The following is a 16,662-nucleotide window of genomic DNA, read 5'->3' on the forward strand; positions in this document are numbered from 1 at the left end:
CCCCTGCGATTGTCTAGGTAGTCAAGTGCGATCTTAACCGGATATTCTGGAAAGCTCCCTCCTGTCCGAAGTGTCCAGCCAGCCACATATGAGACCAGAGGTGTGCATGAGGGTGATAAGTAGAGCCGTGGTGCGCGACCGTCTGGCCCAACTGCTTGGGGAGATAGGGGGGATTCCTGCGGAATCCATTACCGACGCGGCGGGCGTCGATGACCAACTGCAGATGTCTTCGCTGGCGTTTCTGGAGCTTCAAGCGGCGCTGGAAGATGAGTACGAGATCCAAATCGATCCTATTCAGGTCGTGGAGTTGAACCAGTTCGGAAGGATCGTCGACTACCTGTACGACCGGCTGACCTCTCCTCAGTCATGACCCTATTCTCGGAGGCCCATGAGGCCTTCCGGCAGCGACTGCGCGCGTATGTAGAAGGCCGGCTGACTCCCAATGCCGACGAGTGGGAGGCGCAGTGGACCCTGCCCCGCTCGGTGTTTGCGGAGATGGGCAGTCAGGGGTTCATCGGAATGTCGAGGGATCCCGCCTACGGAGGTCAGGGACTCGACTTCGGGTACGATGTTGTGCTGGCTGAGGAATTGCCCCGGTCCAAGATGCCCGGGCTGTCCCTGAGTGTGGTGTTGCAGAACAGTCTTGTCGTGCCGTTGCTGGCGTGGCAGGCCAACGACGAGCAAAAACGCGAGTTCTTGGCCCCCGCGATTGCCGGCACGCGAATTGGGGCGGTGGCGTCGACCGAACCGGACGGGGGCTCGGATATCCTTCGCGGCACCCGTTGCGAGGCGGTCAGCGACGGCGATCACTGGGTGGTGACTGGCGAGAAGCTCTACATTACCAACGGGCCGATCGCCGACTTCGTCATCACGCTGGCGAAGACCCGCGAGACCGTCTCGCCGACGAGTTTCACGCTTATCATCGTGCCCACCGACACGCCCGGGTTTCGCGTCAAAGAAAGCCTCCGGAAACTCGGCATGCACACCTCGCCGACCGGATGGCTGGCCTACGATGCCTGCCGCGTTCCAAAGCGCCTCACGCTCGGCAGACTCAACGTCGGGTTCTTCTACCATACGCAGAACCTGCTGGAAGAGCGGCTGATGGCGGGCGTCTGCTCGGTCTCGCTCGGCCAACTGATTCTCGATGACACGGTCCGCCACTTACAGCGGCGCATCGTCTACGAGGCGCCACTGTCGAACCTGCAGACCGTACGCCATCGCATCGTCGAACATGCCACCGAACTCGAGATGGCGCGGCACTTCGTATACTCGGTGTGCGAGCGTTACCGCGATGGCAAGGTCGATGCGAAAGAGATCTGTATGATAAAGTTCCGCGTGGTCGACATGCTGCACGACCTCGTGACGGACTGCATGCAGATGCAGGGCGGCGCGGGCTTCCTATCCGATAACTGGATCACGCGAGTTTACAGGGACATGCGGGTCCTCAGCCTCGGCGGTGGCGTATCGGAGCTCATGAAAGACATTATAGCGGGTTATTTGCGATTGTGACTTGTGATAAGCGCCGTGCTGTGTAATAAGCTTGGACCGTGGACCGGGCCGTCATTACCGGCATCGGGCTTGTGGGTCCGACCGGGTTCGACGTGCGAGGGTTTTGGGACTCTATCCTCAGGGGGCCCGCGTGCGTTCGCCGCATCACCCGCTTCGATCCCACCGGCTATGCATCCCAAATTGCAGCAGAAGTCCCGGACCGCAGCTACGAAGAGCTGATTGACCCGCGCAAGGTTCGCACCACCACCCACGTGACCCGCATGGCACTGGCGGCGGCCGAGTTTGCCCTGCGGGACGCGCGTTTGTCGACGCACTGGGAGGACCCGACCCGGGTCGGCGTCATCGTCGGCACGTCGCTCGGGGGTTGGTTCGAGGCCGAACAGCAGCATTCTATCCTGCTCGAACGCGGTGCCCGCCGCGTTAACCCGTTCATCGCCAACGGTACGCCCAATCATGCGGCCGGCGCCGAAGTTGCCGGCGCGCTCGGGGCGCAAGGGCCGCAAGCCACGTTTTCGAGCGGCTGCGTCTCCAGCCTGCAGGCCATCGGTCACGCCGCCATGCTCGTGCGCACCGGCGAAGTGGACGTGTGCGTGGCGGGCGGGTTCGAGAACCCCATTGCGCCGCTGATTATGGCAGGGATGGGCAGAACCCAGGAGCTGTCGGCGCGCAATGACGATCCGCAGCAGGCGTCTCGCCCGTTCGATGCCGAGCACGCCGGTATCGTGCTCAGCGAGGGCAGTTGCTTCGTCCTGATCGAGAGCCCGGAACGGGCGGCCGCGCGCGGTATCGATCCTTATGCGGACGTTCTGGGTGCGGCGTCTTCCTGCGACGGCGCCGGCCTGTTTGGCGTTGACCAGTCGGGAAAGGCGGGAGCCAGCGCGATTCGCCGCCTGCTCGAACGTGCCGGCCTGCAACTCGACGAGGTCGATTATATTTGCTCCCACGCCAACTCGTCGCCGCTTTTCGATCGCAAAGAGACTACCGTGGTAAAGGCCGCGTTCGGAGACCACGCCGGCCGCCTCGCGATCTCTTCTATAAAGGGGGTCATCGGTCATCCGTTCGGCGCTTCCGGCGCCTTTCAGACGGCGGCCTCGGCGCTGGCTATTCGTCATCAGACAATACCGCCCACTCATAACCTCAGGACACCCGACGCGGCGTGCGATCTCGACTATGTCCCCGGCGAGCCCCGCCGCTGCGCGGTCCGGAAAGCCCTGGTCACCAGTTACGGATACGGCGGGCTGAACAGCTATCTGTTGCTCGGGGCACTTAACGGCGCCGCCCCGGCCGCAGCCTGACTCCAACCTCCGGTCCAACCCCTTCTGACGCACTAGTTCGCGAGTTCGTCGCATGGTGCGAAGAATTCCGGAATGCGGATTTCGGATTGCGGACGACGGATTCATGAGTTCCGCAATCCGAATTCCGCAATGGGTTGCGGGCGCAGCCCGCGCTGAGGTGGAACGTACTCGGATCGCGGTGTTCCCGGCGGCGGACGGTGCGGCTGCTCGCCGGCGCCGGCTGTGACCCCTTACGCTTCTACGATGTCGACCTGAACGTGTGGCGCTTCCGTGAACTCGCGGCGGAGGCCGCCAACCGCGAGATGCTCCGGCTCCTCGGCCGGCGGTTCCTGCGGATTGGCAGTCAGCAAGAACCGGGGCCGGCCGACGACCGTTAGGGCCGGGATCACCGCCAGGGTCGCCAGCGCACTGGTGCCGATGATCAGGGCGGTCAGCACGCCGAGTCGAATCCAGAGGCTGAAGCCGGAAAACGGCAGTACCAGGTACCCCAGCACCACGGCGGACGAGACGAAGAAAATGGCCTTCCCCGAGGTCTGCAAACTGGTCGCGATAGCCGCGGGTAGATCGACCGTCCCGCCACGCAACTCCTCGCGAATGCGGAACAGCAGGTAGATGACGAAGTCGGCGCCGATGCTGACCCCCATGGCCGTGAACGCCGCCGTGGTCATGTCGAGCCACGTGCCCGACCACCCCATTGCTCCCAGCGTGACGATCGTCGCGATACAGAGCGGCGTGAGGACGAGCAGGCCGCCGATCGGCGAACGCAGGGCCACCGTGGAGAGCACGAAGATGATCAGCCCGACCTGCACCATGTTGGCCAGCTTCTCCCGAATCACGACCTCGTTCATGGCGGTCTGCACGCCGAGCGTCCCCCCCGCGACCCCCACCTCGACCGGAAGACCCTCGAAGCGGCGGTCCACGTAACCCTGTACGCGCTCGATGAACGCCGCCGAGAAGGCAGCACTGTCGGTCTTACTCAGCGCCCGGACCACGGCGTTGCGCTGTGCCGGGTCGACGACGGCGCTCAAGCCGTCAGGCCCCGCAGCCATATCGTAGAGCAGAAGATACTGACTGATGAGCCGCGCGTTGTCCGGGATGGCGTAAGCCGCGGCATCGCCCCGGTTCATGGCCTTGTGCATGCGCTTTACGTGTCCGGCGATCGACATTACCCCGCCGACTTCCGGCTCATCTTCCAGAAACGCCTCGAGATCGCTGAGGGCATGAAGGACCGCCGGCTCGGTCAACACGCCGTCTCGCGCGCCTTCGATCAGCAAACGCAACGACGCTGTCCCCTGCAGTTTGTCGTTCAGGAGGGCATCGTCCTTGCGCACCTGCGTTGCGGGCGAGAACCACAGGCGAAAGCTGTTGTCCACATGAAGCCTCAGGGCGCCGAGGCCGGCAACGATCGTCACCAGGGCCGCAACCGTGAGCACGGCTCGCGGCCGTGCCGTCACGACGCCGGCAATCGCGTCGAGGGCACGACCCAGCCAGTGGCCCTCCCGTTCGCGCTGCATCTCGCGCAGCTTCGGCGCCGGGAGGAGGCAGCGGCAGGCGGGCGTGAACGTCATCTCGATAAGCAGCGCGCTGCCGATTCCCGAAGCGAGCAGCAGTCCAAAGACGCGCACGCTGGTGACATCGAAGGTGAGCAGAGAACTGAAACCGGCGACCGCAACCAGGCCCGCGGTCAACATGACCGGACCCACCGCAACGATCGACGCCACGACCGCCTCGCGAACGTCGCCAAGGCGCGCGAACTCCTCGTAAAAGCGCTTGAGGATCTGTACCGCGTGACCGGCCGCCACGGCGAGGATCACCACCGGCGTGATGGCGCTCCACGTGTCCATCGGCTCGCCCGAGAGGCCCATGATGCCGAGCGCCCAGAACACGCTGAGCAGCGCGGTGACCAGCGGTAAGAGCATCGCCTGCACGGTGCGGAAGGCCTCGTAATGGATCAGGCCGATCACCAATACCGCTACCGGAAACAGGACGGCGATCATGCGGGTGTACTGGGTCAGCCAGTAGCGGAGGATCGGTGCCCCCGCGAGTGCGACGATAACCGTGTCGTCCCGCTCCGGAGCGACGATCGCCTCGATGCGGTCCGCAATGGCGATGTCGGTCAGGCGGTCGTCGAATTCGGCCAGAATGACGGTGGCAGTGCCGTCCTCCGACACCAGATTGCCGTGGAACAGCCTGTCGCTGTCGACGTTCCGGCGCAGGTCGGCCACGCTCGCGGAGTCGATCGCACCCTCGGTAAGCAGGGGGCGCACTTCCATCGTATCGTCCGCGCCCGGGAGCACGGCCTTTACGTACGGACCGGCAAGGCTGAACAGGCTGGTTTCGATAATCCCGGGGGTCTTCTGCAAGCGTTGGGTGATGCGCCGGACCTTACCGAGCATGGCCGGTGTGTAGATATCGCCCGAGGTAGCGATGAGACCGATAACCACCACCGCCTCGCCGCCGAACAGATCCGCGATGCGATTCTGGATTTCCACGAACCGATGGTGCTGAGGCAGCGCCGCGCGGCGGCGGATCTCGAGGTGGACATGGCGAATCTGGGTGGCCAGGAAGGCCGTGACCAACAACACCGCGGTCAGCACAGCGACGGGATGCCTGACAACAAAAGCGATGTAGCGTCTCATGTTCGCCGCCCTCCCTCGGCGCTATTCCTCTTTCGGTGCCGGTCTACTCTTTCCCGTCGACCACGCCCACCGCGCTCCCCTGGTTCCCGAGGGAACATTGCGCGGCGGCGACCGCCTCCGGCACGTGCCGGGCAGGGGTCGCAGATATCACATTCGCGCCCGCCATCAACTGCAATTCCGTCCCGGTCTCGCGAATGCCGCCGGCTTGGCGAGTGCGTAAAACTAATTTGACGTAAATGCTGCGTAGTGCGATAATCCGCCTTCCATCCTGTGCGAGCCAGGGAGGACAACCTAGTGTTCAAGGTCGGCGAGAAAGTCGTCTACCCGGCTCACGGAGTCGGCGTCATCCACAGTGTACAGACCCGTACCATCTCCGGGAGCGAGAAGACGTTTTACATGCTGAAGATCCTGGAGAATGACATGACCATCATGATCCCGACGGAGAACGTCGATTCGGTCGGGCTCCGGCGGATCATCGGCAAGGAGATGGTCACCAAGGTCTACAAGATCCTGCGCGAGCGCCGGGTGCAGATCGATCAGCAGACCTGGAATCGCCGCTACCGGGAGTACACGGAGAAGATCAAGACTGGTTCGGTCCTCGAAATCGCTACGGTTTTGCGTGATCTATGCGTTCTCAAGAGCGACAAGGAATTGTCCTTCGGGGAACGCAAGATGCTGGACACGGCGCGTAACCTGCTGGTCAAGGAACTCTCGATTGCCCGGGCTCATCCAGAAGAGAAGATCATGGAGGAGCTCACGGACATCTTTTCGCACTAACCCCCGATCCCCGTGGCCGGCGACACTGCGCGTCGGCGTCGGGTTAGCGGTGCCTTCCGGGTGGCGCCCGGCCTATGGTAGCCTCCCTCCTGTGCGGATCGTCGGGGTAGTCGTTAAGCGGGGTAGAGACCAGGCCAGAGAGCTGGCCCGGCAACTCGGCGCCTGGCTGGCGGCCCGCGGCGTTTCCGTGTTGGTGGAGCCGGACAGTGCGGCGAGCATCGGCTACGGCACCCCGGCGAGCAAGGAGGACATGCTTGCCGCCGCCGATCTGATCGTCGTGCTGGGGGGAGATGGTACGCTTCTCAGCGTCACCAGGCTTATGCAGCAGCGGCCCGTACCCATCCTCGGTGTAAACCTTGGTGGGTTGGGTTTCCTGACCGCGCTGACGACCGACGAGCTTTTTCCGACCATCGAAAACGTCCTGGACGGCAAGTTCGAGATCGACAGCCGCATGACCCTCGATGTCATCCTGCGTCGCGGTACGGCGGTGCTTGCCCGTCGGCAGGTGTTGAACGAGGCGGTCATCACGAAGGGCGCCCTGGCGCGCATAATTGACCTGGAAACCACTGTCGATGGTGAGGAGGTCTGCGTCTACAAGGCCGACGGCCTGATCGTGACGACGCCAACCGGCTCGACCGCTTACTCCCTCTCCGCCGGGGGGCCGATAGTTCACCCATCGGTGGGGGTGATGGTGCTGTCTCCAATTTGTCCCCACACACTGACCAATCGACCGATAGTTCTGTCCGACTCGGCGGTAGTCTGTGTTACCGTGCGTTCGCCGGATGAGGATGTCGTTCTGACTATCGACGGTCAGGAAGGGCTGGCACTGCAGAGCAACGACGTTGTCGAAGTGCGCAAGGGGGCGATGCGGGTGCCGCTCGTGCACTCGGCGCGCCGGACGTACTTTGGGGTGTTGCGCAGCAAGCTGCGTTGGGGCGAGCGGTGACGGTTGCGGGTCGGTCGCCGAATCCGGACGTGGAGATGCTGCAAGGGACGGCGTCGCTGACACTACCGGCGATTGCATAGAGCCATGCTGCGCCACCTGCGAATCGCGAACTTCGCGGTCATCGACGAACTCGACATCGGCTTTGCCGCCGGAATGAACGTCCTCACCGGAGAAACCGGTGCCGGCAAGAGCGTGATCACGCGCGCCATCGACTTGCTGTGCGGCGGTCGCGGCAACGTCGACGTTATTCGCACGGAGGCTCGGGAGGCGCTCATCGAGGGCCTGTTCGACGCCGACGACGCGGTGCGACGCGTCCTGGTCGACGGTGGGTTTGAAGATGCCGACGAGTTGCTGGTCCGTCGCGTCATCAGCCGCACTGGTAAGGGGCGCATCCACATCAACGGCGCGATGGCAAACACCGCTCTTCTGTCTCAGCTCGGCAGTCGCCTGGTGCACGTCTACGGCCAACACGAACAGGCGCTCCTCTTGCGACCCGACAGCCATCTGGAGCTTCTCGACCAGTTTGCCGGGCTCGGCGACACCCGTGCCGAAATGGCCGCGGCTTATGCCGATTACCGCGACGCGTTGGAGCGTTGGCAAGCCCTCACGGCTTGCGGCGAGGTGGCGCGTCAACGTGCGGAGCTATTGCGTTTTCAAGTGGATGAATTGCGGGCGGCACGCGTGGAGGCCGGTCTCGAGGCGGCTCTGCAGCAGGAACGCGAGCGCCAGCGACATGCCGAAAAGCTGGCGCGATTGTGTCAGGAGGGTGATGAAATCCTTTACGCCGGCGACGGCGCCGTGGTCGGTGTACTGGGGCGGTTGGCGGGACAGCTCGCCGACGCTGCCCGCATCGATCCGGGGTTTGGCGAAGGGGCTGACCTGACGCGGCAAGCAGCCAGCCAGATCGAGGAAGTGGCCTTGCAGTTGCGGCGGGCCGGCGACCGCATTCGAGTCGATCCGGAGCGGCTCGACGAGGTGGAAAATAGGCTGGCGCTGCTGGCACGCTTGAAGCGCAAGTACGAGATTCCCGCCGATGCGCTACCGGGGCGCCTGGCGGCACTGGAGGCGGAGCTGGTCGTGCTCGAAGGCGGCGGCACCGACCCGGCCGCGGCGCAGCGGGAGGTCGATATCGGCGCCGAGCGGGCACTGGCCCTGGCGCAGCGGCTTTCGGCGGCTCGCCGCGCCGCGGCCGGGCGACTCGAGCGGTGCATGGGAAAGGAACTCGCAGCGTTGGGTATGGACGGGGCGCTGTTCCGCATCGAGTTCGCGCGCAGTGCCAGGGGGGCCGGCGCCGAAACCGCAACCCCGGCGGATCTGACGGCAACCGGGATTGATGTCATCGAGTTCTTCCTGTCGGCGAACCCGGGTGAAGACCCGGCGCCGCTCGCACGCATCGCCTCGGGAGGCGAACTGTCGCGCATCATGCTCGGGCTCAAAGCGCTTACCGCCGGCGCCGGGGAGGTGCCGACCCTGATCTTCGACGAGGTCGACGCCGGCATCGGCGGCGGCGTCGCAGAGCAGGTCGGACAGCGCTTGCGGGGCATCGCCCGCGGACGCCAGGTTCTCTGCATAACCCACTTGCCCCAGATCGCGGTTCTGGCGGACCACCATCTCGCAGTCGAAAAACGGGTAGCCGGCGGCCGGACCTTTACGACCGCGCGCGGACTCGATGCCGACGAGCGCGTCCGCGAGATCGGGCGCATGTTGGGACCCAGTACGGGGGTCGATGCCGAACGCTACGCCAGGCGCATCATGGCGGCGGCCCGCCCGACGGAGGATTAACCGCAACGATCACCGCAAACGGGTTTCTTGTCTTGACATTTTTGTCGCCGCGGGCATAGCATCCGCCGCGATGATGATAAGGGGGGCAAGCAGGGTCGTGAATCGTGGATCGCAGGGTAAGCCGGTGATCGTGCGCAAGGAGGGGCGATGAAGGGTGTAGCGCAGCGGTGGATGGTAGTCGGTCTGGGTGTGGCGGGGGTACTCGTGGCGGGGACGGCCTCGGCGGCCGATGTCTCCAACAATGACCGCCTCTGGCTGAACTTCACCAGGGAGACCGCGACGGTCGAACAGGGCAAGTTCCGCATCGAGACCAAAGGGTTAATCGTGTGGAATCAGGGTGATCCGAAGCTGAACATGGCCGGGTTCCCGTTGCCGAAGAATGCGGAAAGCCTCACCGGCGGCACGCTTGCTCTGCTCGGTACTTACGGCTTCATGCGCGGCGCCGAGGGGGGCTTCCAGATCACCGGCGTATGGCAGAGCTTGCAGACCAGCCCGACCAACACCTACGACAACACCGCCGATGTCGGCGATTTCCTGCTCTATGCCAAGATCGGCCGGCCGTTGAAGGAGTTGGTCGATCTTCCGGCCAATATGGACGAGATCGAAGAGATGGTCAGTCTTGGCGGCGGCATCGAGATGACGATGCCGAACGGGCCCACCAGCAAGGGCGCCGGGTCCGGTTCGTTCGGTGCAAACCCGTTCATGTCCACGCGGGTGGAACGTGGGCCATGGGCCCTGATGGGGCACCTCGGTTACTACTTCTATACTCCCGACGCTCCGGATGTGTTCACGTACGACATTTCCGGCGTCTTGCGGGCCAGCGACAGATGGGGGATCCGCTGCGAGTGGAGCGGGCGCGTGTTCCAATCGGGGCAAACGATCTGGGATGCGGTGTTCATGCCGGGCCTGGACATCAACATAACGGACCTCCTTGTCGTCCGCCCCAGCGGTATGGTGGGCAACACCAAGTATGCGCCCTCATACGGCATCGGTGTTGGCCTGGCCGCAGTGTTCTAAAGGGGAAGCGAACCGCCGGGCGGCTGCCCCGAAGGGGCCTACGTGCGGGACGGCTCGTAGGCGACGCGAACCAGCACCAGACCGTGCGGCGGGGCGGCGGCTCCCGCGGCCGTTCTGTCGCCGTGCGCGAGTAGCTCCTCGATGGCCGTCGCCGGCCGGCTGCCCAGCCCGATTTCGACCAGCGTGCCCACGATGTTGCGCACCATACACCGGAGGAAACCATTGGCCTCCACGGTGTACATGATCATGGCGCCGCGCCGCTCGACGGCGCTGGCAAGAACGATGCGGCGGGCGTGGGCGGCATCACAGTCGGCGGCTCGGAAGGCGCTGAAGTCGTGCTCGCCAAGCAGCGCCGCCGAGGCCGCGCGCATGGCAGCGACGTCCAGCACGCGCGGTATGTGCCAGGCGAAACGCCGCCAGAACGGCGACTGATAGCCGGTATTCCAGACGCGATAGGTGTATACTCGACTCGAGGCTTCGCGGCGCGGATCGAAGCCGTCGGCGACGAGGGCGGCGGTCGTTACGGTGACGTCGGGGGGAGTGAGGGCGTTTAGCGCCCGCAACAGCTTGTTCGGAGAGAGGGACCGATCGAGGGTCAAGCCGACCACTTGGCCGCTTGCGTGCACTCCCGCATCCGTACGCCCGGCTGCCGCGACACGACGCAAGCTGCCATTGAGGCGTGCGACGGCCTCCTCGATGACACCCTGCACGGTGCGCACATCGGGCTGCACCTGCCACCCCCGGAAGTCGGTCCCCTCGTACTGCACCGTCAGCTTGTACCGTGGCATATCAGGGATCGCGGCAGGACCTGGCAGACCCCGCCCCTCAGAGGTGCTCGCGGACCAATACCTCGGCGATCTGTACGGCATTGACCGCCGAGCCTTTGCGCAGATTGTCGATCGTCAGCCAGAGGTCCAGCCTTGGCGGAGGGTCGACCACTCGCACTCTGCCGACGCAGACCGCATCCTTACCCACGGTGTCGGCAGGGGTCAGGTAGCCACGGGCATCGGTCCCACTGTCGAGCACCACCCCGGGCGCGGTGCGCAGTATCTCCTGCGCTTCGGCCGCCGTCAAAGGACGTTCCGTGTCGATCGTGGCGGCGACGCCGACGCCAAAGAACACGGGAACACGTACTCGGGTAATGCTGGATGGAAGATCGGGGGTTTCGAGCAATCTGCGCAACCCCGCGACGGCGCGCGTTTCCTCGCTCGACGACCCTCCCGCCAGCGGCTCGCCGACCAGAGGTATCGCGTTGAAGGCCAGCCGCTGCGGAAAGACGTCGTGACCCGGGCTGCGTCCGTTTAACAGATCGACGGTTTCGCGCTGCAACTCCTCTACGCCCGCGCGCCCCATCGTGGAAGCGGGCTCGAGGGTCGTGGCCACCAATCCGCGCAGGCCCGCGGCGTTGCGAACCGGGGCGAGTGCGACGGCAAGCGCAACGACTGCGGGGTCAGGTGTGGCCAGAACTCGCCGGTTGGTGTAGTCGGCGACGGCGGCGGCATTCACTTCCGGCACCACCAGCGGTACGGTCGGGTCACCGGCGTGGAGTTGGGTGAGGTCGATCACGACTGCTCCGTCGGCGGCCGCCCGCGCGGTCCATTCGGCACTGACGGCCTCGGCGGCAGCGAGAAAAACGAGGTCCGTCCCGGCAAAGCGGGCACCTTCCAGCAACTCGACCCGTGCCGTCAGATCGCCACATCTCGCCGTATCGCCGGCGGTCTGCACCGAAGCATACAACTGCAGCGCGCCGAGCGGGAAGCCACGCTGTTCGAGGACGGCGACGATTTCGGCGCCGACCAGACCCGTCGCACCAACGACGGCCACCGAGTATGTGCGGTCTTTCACCCGATCTCCGGTTCCAGCGGCACGGACGCCTTCAAGGGCCGACGTCGGCCTGGTGTTGACGGTAGCGTGACCGTCGATGTTCGAGTTTGTTGAGCGCATTGACGAACGCGAGGGCACTGGCGTGGATGATGTCGGTATGCGCGCCCTGTCCGTTGGCGGTAACGCCGTCCGCGTCGATGAGACACGAAACCTCGCCGAGAGCGTCGGTGCCGCCGGTTATGGCTTTAACGGCGTAGCGCTCGAGCCTGGGGTGTACGCCGGTGATGTCGGCGATGACCTTGTAGCAGGCGTCGACCATGCCATCGCCGGTGCCTTCGCCGTAGCGTTCCTGCCCGTCGATGCGCAGGCGTACCGCGGCCCGCGGCAGCGCCGAGGTAGATGCCGTGACGTCCAGCTCCAGCAGTTCGTATCGGTCGGGTGCCCGGACCGCCTCTTCGGTGACGATCGCGAGCAGGTCTTCGTCGTAAACGCTCTTCTTCAGGTCGGCCAGCGCCTTGAACCGGGTGAAGGCCTTGTTCATGTCGACGTCGTACAGGTCGATGCCAAGTTCCTTGAGTCGCATCGCGAAGGCGTGGCGGCCCGAGTGTTTACCGAGCACAAGGGTATTGCTGCTGATACCCACCGACTCCGGCCGCATGATCTCGTAGGTGAGCTTGTCCTTGAGCACGCCGTCCTGGTGAACTCCGGCCTCGTGGGCGAAAGCATTGGCGCCGACGATCGGTTTGTTGGCGGGGACGGTCAGGCCGGTGACTTGCGCCAGCAGCCTACTGGCAGGGAAGATCTGCTCGGTTTGGATGCCCGTGTGGAGATGGAAGAAGTCGTCGCGCGTCTTGACCGCCATCACGACTTCCTCGAGCGAGGTGTTGCCGGCTCGTTCGCCGATGCCGTTTATCGTGCACTCGATCTGGCGGGCGCCGTTGCGGACGGCAGCCAGCGAGTTGGCTACGGCCATGCCCAGGTCGTTGTGGCAGTGCGCGCTCCAGCGTATCCGATCGCCCCCCGGGGTAGTGCCGATCACGTAACGGAAGAGGGCGCCATACTCCTCGGGCACCGCATAGCCCGTGGTGTCCGGGACGTTGATCGTCGAAACCCCCGCCTTGATGACCGCGGTGAACACCTTGACCAGGTATCCCGGGTCCGATCGAGAGGCATCTTCGGCGGAAAACTCGACATAGTCGATGTGCTTGCGGGCGAACTCGACCGCCCAGCAGGCGGCGTCGATTACTTCCTGCCGACTCATCGAAAGCTTACGTTCGAGGTGCAGATCCGAGGTGGCGATAAAGATGTGGATGCCTGGCCGTTTGGCTTTCTTCACCGATTCCAGAGCCTGAGTGATGTCGGCTTCGCGGGTGCGCGCCAGACTGAGCACAATGGGGCGCGCCACCGCCTCGGCTACTCTGGCGACGGAATCGAAGTCGCCGGGGGACGAAACGGCAAATCCCGCTTCGATGACGTCCACACCGAGCTTCTCGAGCTGGCGGGCAATAACGATCTTTTCCTCGACATTCATCGTCGCGCCCGGCGACTGCTCGCCGTCGCGCAGAGTGGTATCGAAGATCCAGACTTGGTTCGGGTCGGCGGTCATGACTCTCCCTCCGTTTGCGGCGCTGCAAACACGAAGGGCCACGGGGGGAGCTGCCCGTGGCCCTTCTAAAACAAACCTGCCACGGGCGGGGCTCCCGCCCGTGGCGTCGTTTCGCAGCGTCAGTTTTGCCTACGCCGCTCCAGACGCTCCGGGCGGGCCCGGAAGCAACAGTTCCGCAAGGAGCAACCCGAGCTTCTGGATCGACGCGAACATGTTTTGCACCTAATCGACGGCTGGAGGGTTGTCAAGCATGGTTTCGCGTGGCGGGCGGCCGTCGGCGCCCTGGCCGCGGTTCAGCCGGCGCCCGCGCAGGCGCCGCAGCCGCAGCCATCCCCAGCGCACCGGACCGGAAGCTGCGTAGCACCAGAATACGGCGAACAACATGATCTGCGGCTCGGCAATCAGCAGCATCAGGAGCACGATGCCGGCGATCAGCAGCGAGAAAGGGTGGCGTCGGTAAAGGTCTCCCTCTTTGAAGCTGAAGAACTTGACCGCGCTGACCATCAGTCCGGCAAGGGCGTAAGTCACAAACAACAGCAAGAGGTTAGCGTAGGTCGGACCGTCGCCGCCGAACCGGTAGTAAACGAGGACGCTCGACGCGATGACCTCGGCGGCCGCCGGGATCGGAAGCCCGGTGAAAAGCCGCTTCTCGCCGACGTCGTACTGGACGTTGAAGCGCGCCAGTCGCAGCGCCCCACACGTAACGTACAGAGACGCCGCCAGCCAGCCCCACGTGCGAAGGGGCTCCAGCGCCCAGCGATAAACCAGGATGCCCGGGGCGACACCGAAGGCCACCAGGTCCGACAGCGAGTCGTATTCGATGCCGAATCGGCTGGTGGTGCGCGTCAACCGCGCGATCCGCCCGTCGAGGACATCGAACACGTTGGCGACCAGCACGGCGATGGCCGCCGACAGGAAGTCGCCGCGCATACTGGCGATGATCGAATAGAACCCGGCGAACAACCCGCCTGTGGTGAGGAGATTCGGGAGCAAATAGACACCCCGATGCAGAGGGCGGCGCGGTCCGTCGGGACGAACCGGCGCGGCGGCGGATGCGAAACCCATCAAGGCCACTCCGCCAGTACCGTTTCGCCGGCAACGGCACGGTCACCCACCGCAACACGAACGCGAGCCGCCCGGGGCAGATAAACGTCGGCGCGCGAGCCGAACTTGATCATGCCGTAACGCGATCCTTGCTCGACCCGGTCTCCGGGTCGCAGTCGGCAGACGATGCGCCGCGCGACAAACCCGGCGATCTGTACGCAGCACAGCCTCCTGCCCGCATCGTCTTCGAGCAATACCGCCGTTTGTTCGTTATCGAGCGAGGCCTTGTCGGCAAAAGCACGGAAGTATTTTCCCGGATGGTGGTGCACATCGAGAACCCGGCCGCTAACCGGGGCACGATTCACGTGCACGTTCAGAGGCGACATGAAGATGCTCACGATAGTCGCGTCCGTATGGAGAAAGCGCTCGTCCCGGACCGTCCCCATCTTGATAATACGCCCGTCGGCCGGGGCGAGGATCAGGCGAGGATCCGCGGGGCAGTTCCGTTCCGGGTCGCGAAAGAAACTGACGGCGAACACCGTCGCGGCGGCTGCGACGGACGCGGCGACCGTCCAGCCGAGGACGTACAACACCGCCGTTGCCAGCGCGGCGGCGGCGATCGAGTGCAGGCCGTCGCGGGCAATGGGCACACGCCAGCCACGCGCGGAATTCGTTGCCGTCAGCTCTTGCTCCTGTCGACGAGGCGGTCGCTCGTCAGCCACGGCATCATCTCTCGTAGCCGGGCGCCCACCTCCTCGATCGGGTGACGGGCCGCCTCCCGGCGCAGTTCGCGGAAGTGAGGCATGCCGCAGCGGTACTCCGTAATCCATTCCTCGGCGAACCTGCCGCTCTGGATTTCTTCGAGAATGGCCCGCATTGCGGCACGGGTCTCTTCGCCGATCACACGCCGGCCGCGCGTCATGTCGCCGTACTCGGCCGTGTTGCTGATCGAGTAACGCATGTTGGCGATGCCGCCCTCATAAATGAGGTCGACGATGAGCTTCACTTCGTGCACGCACTCGAAGTACGCCATCTCCGGTGCGTAGCCCGCAGCGATGAGGGTCTCGTAACCGGCGCGCATCAGTTCCGTGAGGCCACCGCAGAGAACGGCTTGCTCGCCGAAAAGGTCCGTTTCGGTTTCTTCTTTGAACGTGGTTTCGAGGACGGCCGCGCGCGTACCGCCGATGCCCTTGGCGTAGGCGAGACCGATCTCCCTGGTGTTGCCGGTGGGGTCCTGATGGATGGCCAGCAAGCACGGCACGCCCCGACCCTTCTGAAACTCGCTGCGCACGAGGTGCCCGGGTCCCTTTGGCGAAACCATGAAGACGTTAACGCCGGGTGGCGGCACCACGCGTCCGAAGTGGATGTTGAAACCGTGCGCAAAAGCCAGGTACTTCCCGTCCCGCGCGCCCGGAGCGATATCCCTGGCGTACATCTCCCCGCACAGCTCGTCGGGGACCACGATCATGATCACTTCCGCGGCGGCCACCGCAGCCGCCGTTTCCATGACGTGCAGTCCGGCGGCGGCCGCCTTCGCCCATGACGGTCCGTCCCGGCGCAACCCAACCACGACATCGATGCCGCTGTCGTGGAGGTTGTTGGCGTGAGCGTGGCCCTGACTGCCGTACCCGATGATCGCGACTTTCTTGCCGCCGAGGTGTCGCAGATTCGCGTCGGCGTCACCGTATACGGTCATGCCGCACGTCCTGCCTCCGCCTCTTCGCGGGCGTTCAGCACGCGCGTGCCCCGGTGCATGGCGACTCGGCCAGTGCGGGCAATCTCCTTGATGCCGATCGGACGCAAGAGCTCGATCATTGCCTTGACCTTCTCTTCGCTACCCGTGACCTCGATAATGAACGACCGCGGACCGACATCGACGATCTTGGAACGGAATATGTCCACGATGTTCATGAGTTCAGCCCGTGCCGCGCCTTCGGCCGCAACTTTGATCAGCGCCATTTCGCGTTCGACGTGCTGGGTCTCGGCATAGTCCGATACGGTAATGACGGCGATGAGCTTGTTGAGTTGCTTCTCGATCTGGTCGACCACCGCATCGTCCCCGCGCGTTACCAGCGTGATGCGCGAAACGGTGGGATCGAGCGTCTCGGCCACCGTGAGACTCTCGATGTTGAAGCCACGAACGCTGAACAGACCGGCAACCCGCGCGAGGACGCCGAATTCGTTTTCCACCAGCACGGATATGGTGTGTTGCATAGGATCCCT

15 protein-coding genes are annotated in these 16,662 nt (G+C 64.5%); 7 read left to right on the forward strand and 8 right to left on the reverse strand.

Going from position 1 to position 16,662, the window contains the following annotated elements; translation table 11 throughout:
* Window positions 1-130 precede the first annotated feature (130 nt).
* Genes L6Q96_04605 through L6Q96_04615 form a run of 3 tightly spaced genes read left to right on the forward strand, consistent with a single transcriptional unit; the run spans window position 131 to window position 2,804 of the window.
* The gene (locus tag L6Q96_04605; GenBank protein ID MCK6553851.1) at window positions 131-370 is read left to right on the forward strand and encodes an acyl carrier protein; all 240 of its coding nucleotides are present in this window, start codon (window positions 131-133) and stop codon (window positions 368-370) included.
* The gene (locus L6Q96_04610) at window positions 367-1,509 is read left to right on the forward strand and encodes an acyl-CoA dehydrogenase family protein (protein MCK6553852.1); all 1,143 of its coding nucleotides are present in this window, start codon (window positions 367-369) and stop codon (window positions 1,507-1,509) included. The genes L6Q96_04605 and L6Q96_04610 overlap by 4 nt, the downstream gene beginning before the upstream one ends.
* A gap of 38 nt (window positions 1,510-1,547) precedes the next feature.
* Window positions 1,548-2,804 (forward strand): beta-ketoacyl-[acyl-carrier-protein] synthase family protein, encoded by a 1,257-nt coding sequence (locus L6Q96_04615; protein ID MCK6553853.1) that lies wholly within the window; start codon window positions 1,548-1,550, stop codon window positions 2,802-2,804.
* A gap of 230 nt (window positions 2,805-3,034) precedes the next feature.
* On the opposite strand, the gene L6Q96_04620 is transcribed toward L6Q96_04615, so the two are convergent.
* Window positions 3,035-5,443, reverse strand: coding sequence for an MMPL family transporter (locus tag L6Q96_04620; protein MCK6553854.1), 2,409 nt, complete (start codon window positions 5,441-5,443; stop codon window positions 3,035-3,037).
* A 294-nt stretch (window positions 5,444-5,737) separates the two neighbouring features.
* Here L6Q96_04620 and L6Q96_04625 point away from each other — a divergent pair, with 294 nt between their 5' ends.
* The 4 genes from L6Q96_04625 to L6Q96_04640 all read left to right on the forward strand — a co-directional run bounded on the left by L6Q96_04625 (window position 5,738) and on the right by L6Q96_04640 (window position 9,965).
* Window positions 5,738-6,220 carry a CarD family transcriptional regulator gene (locus tag L6Q96_04625; GenBank protein MCK6553855.1) on the forward strand — a complete coding sequence of 161 codons (483 nt, stop codon included), beginning with the start codon at window positions 5,738-5,740 and terminating at the stop codon, window positions 6,218-6,220.
* Window positions 6,221-6,311: 91 nt separating this feature from the next.
* A complete protein-coding gene (locus L6Q96_04630) occupies window positions 6,312-7,166 on the forward strand; it encodes an NAD(+)/NADH kinase (protein MCK6553856.1) in 855 nt (284 codons plus the stop codon).
* An 84-nt stretch (window positions 7,167-7,250) separates the two neighbouring features.
* On the forward strand, window positions 7,251-8,948 hold the full coding sequence (gene recN / locus L6Q96_04635; GenBank protein ID MCK6553857.1) for a DNA repair protein RecN: 1,698 nt from the start codon (window positions 7,251-7,253) through the stop codon (window positions 8,946-8,948).
* A 147-nt stretch (window positions 8,949-9,095) separates the two neighbouring features.
* Entirely contained in the window at window positions 9,096-9,965 is an 870-nt protein-coding gene (locus L6Q96_04640; protein MCK6553858.1) for a hypothetical protein, read from the forward strand.
* A gap of 38 nt (window positions 9,966-10,003) precedes the next feature.
* On the opposite strand, the gene truA is transcribed toward L6Q96_04640, so the two are convergent.
* The 7 genes from truA to ilvN all read right to left on the reverse strand — a co-directional run bounded on the left by truA (window position 10,004) and on the right by ilvN (window position 16,653).
* Window positions 10,004-10,753, reverse strand: a complete 750-nt coding sequence (gene truA, locus L6Q96_04645) for a tRNA pseudouridine(38-40) synthase TruA (protein ID MCK6553859.1) — start codon at window positions 10,751-10,753, stop codon at window positions 10,004-10,006.
* Between the two features lie 37 nt (window positions 10,754-10,790).
* Window positions 10,791-11,810 (reverse strand): aspartate-semialdehyde dehydrogenase, encoded by a 1,020-nt coding sequence (locus tag L6Q96_04650; GenBank protein MCK6553860.1) that lies wholly within the window; start codon window positions 11,808-11,810, stop codon window positions 10,791-10,793.
* Between the two features lie 31 nt (window positions 11,811-11,841).
* Window positions 11,842-13,395: a 2-isopropylmalate synthase gene (locus L6Q96_04655; GenBank protein ID MCK6553861.1), complete on the reverse strand. Its 1,554-nt coding sequence runs from the start codon at window positions 13,393-13,395 to the stop codon at window positions 11,842-11,844.
* Between the two features lie 222 nt (window positions 13,396-13,617).
* Entirely contained in the window at window positions 13,618-14,460 is an 843-nt protein-coding gene (gene pssA / locus L6Q96_04660) for a CDP-diacylglycerol--serine O-phosphatidyltransferase (GenBank protein ID MCK6553862.1), read from the reverse strand.
* On the reverse strand, window positions 14,460-15,161 hold the full coding sequence (locus L6Q96_04665; protein MCK6553863.1) for a phosphatidylserine decarboxylase family protein: 702 nt from the start codon (window positions 15,159-15,161) through the stop codon (window positions 14,460-14,462). Before L6Q96_04665 ends, pssA begins: the two co-directional genes overlap by 1 nt.
* On the reverse strand, window positions 15,119-16,135 hold the full coding sequence (gene ilvC / locus L6Q96_04670; protein ID MCK6553864.1) for a ketol-acid reductoisomerase: 1,017 nt from the start codon (window positions 16,133-16,135) through the stop codon (window positions 15,119-15,121). Before ilvC ends, L6Q96_04665 begins: the two co-directional genes overlap by 43 nt.
* A complete protein-coding gene (gene ilvN, locus L6Q96_04675; GenBank protein ID MCK6553865.1) occupies window positions 16,132-16,653 on the reverse strand; it encodes an acetolactate synthase small subunit in 522 nt (173 codons plus the stop codon). Before ilvN ends, ilvC begins: the two co-directional genes overlap by 4 nt.
* Between the last annotated feature and the right edge of the window lie 9 nt (window positions 16,654-16,662).

Source organism: Candidatus Binatia bacterium, from assembly GCA_023150935.1.
Classification (GTDB): Bacteria; Desulfobacterota; Binatia; order HRBIN30; family HRBIN30; genus JAKLJW01.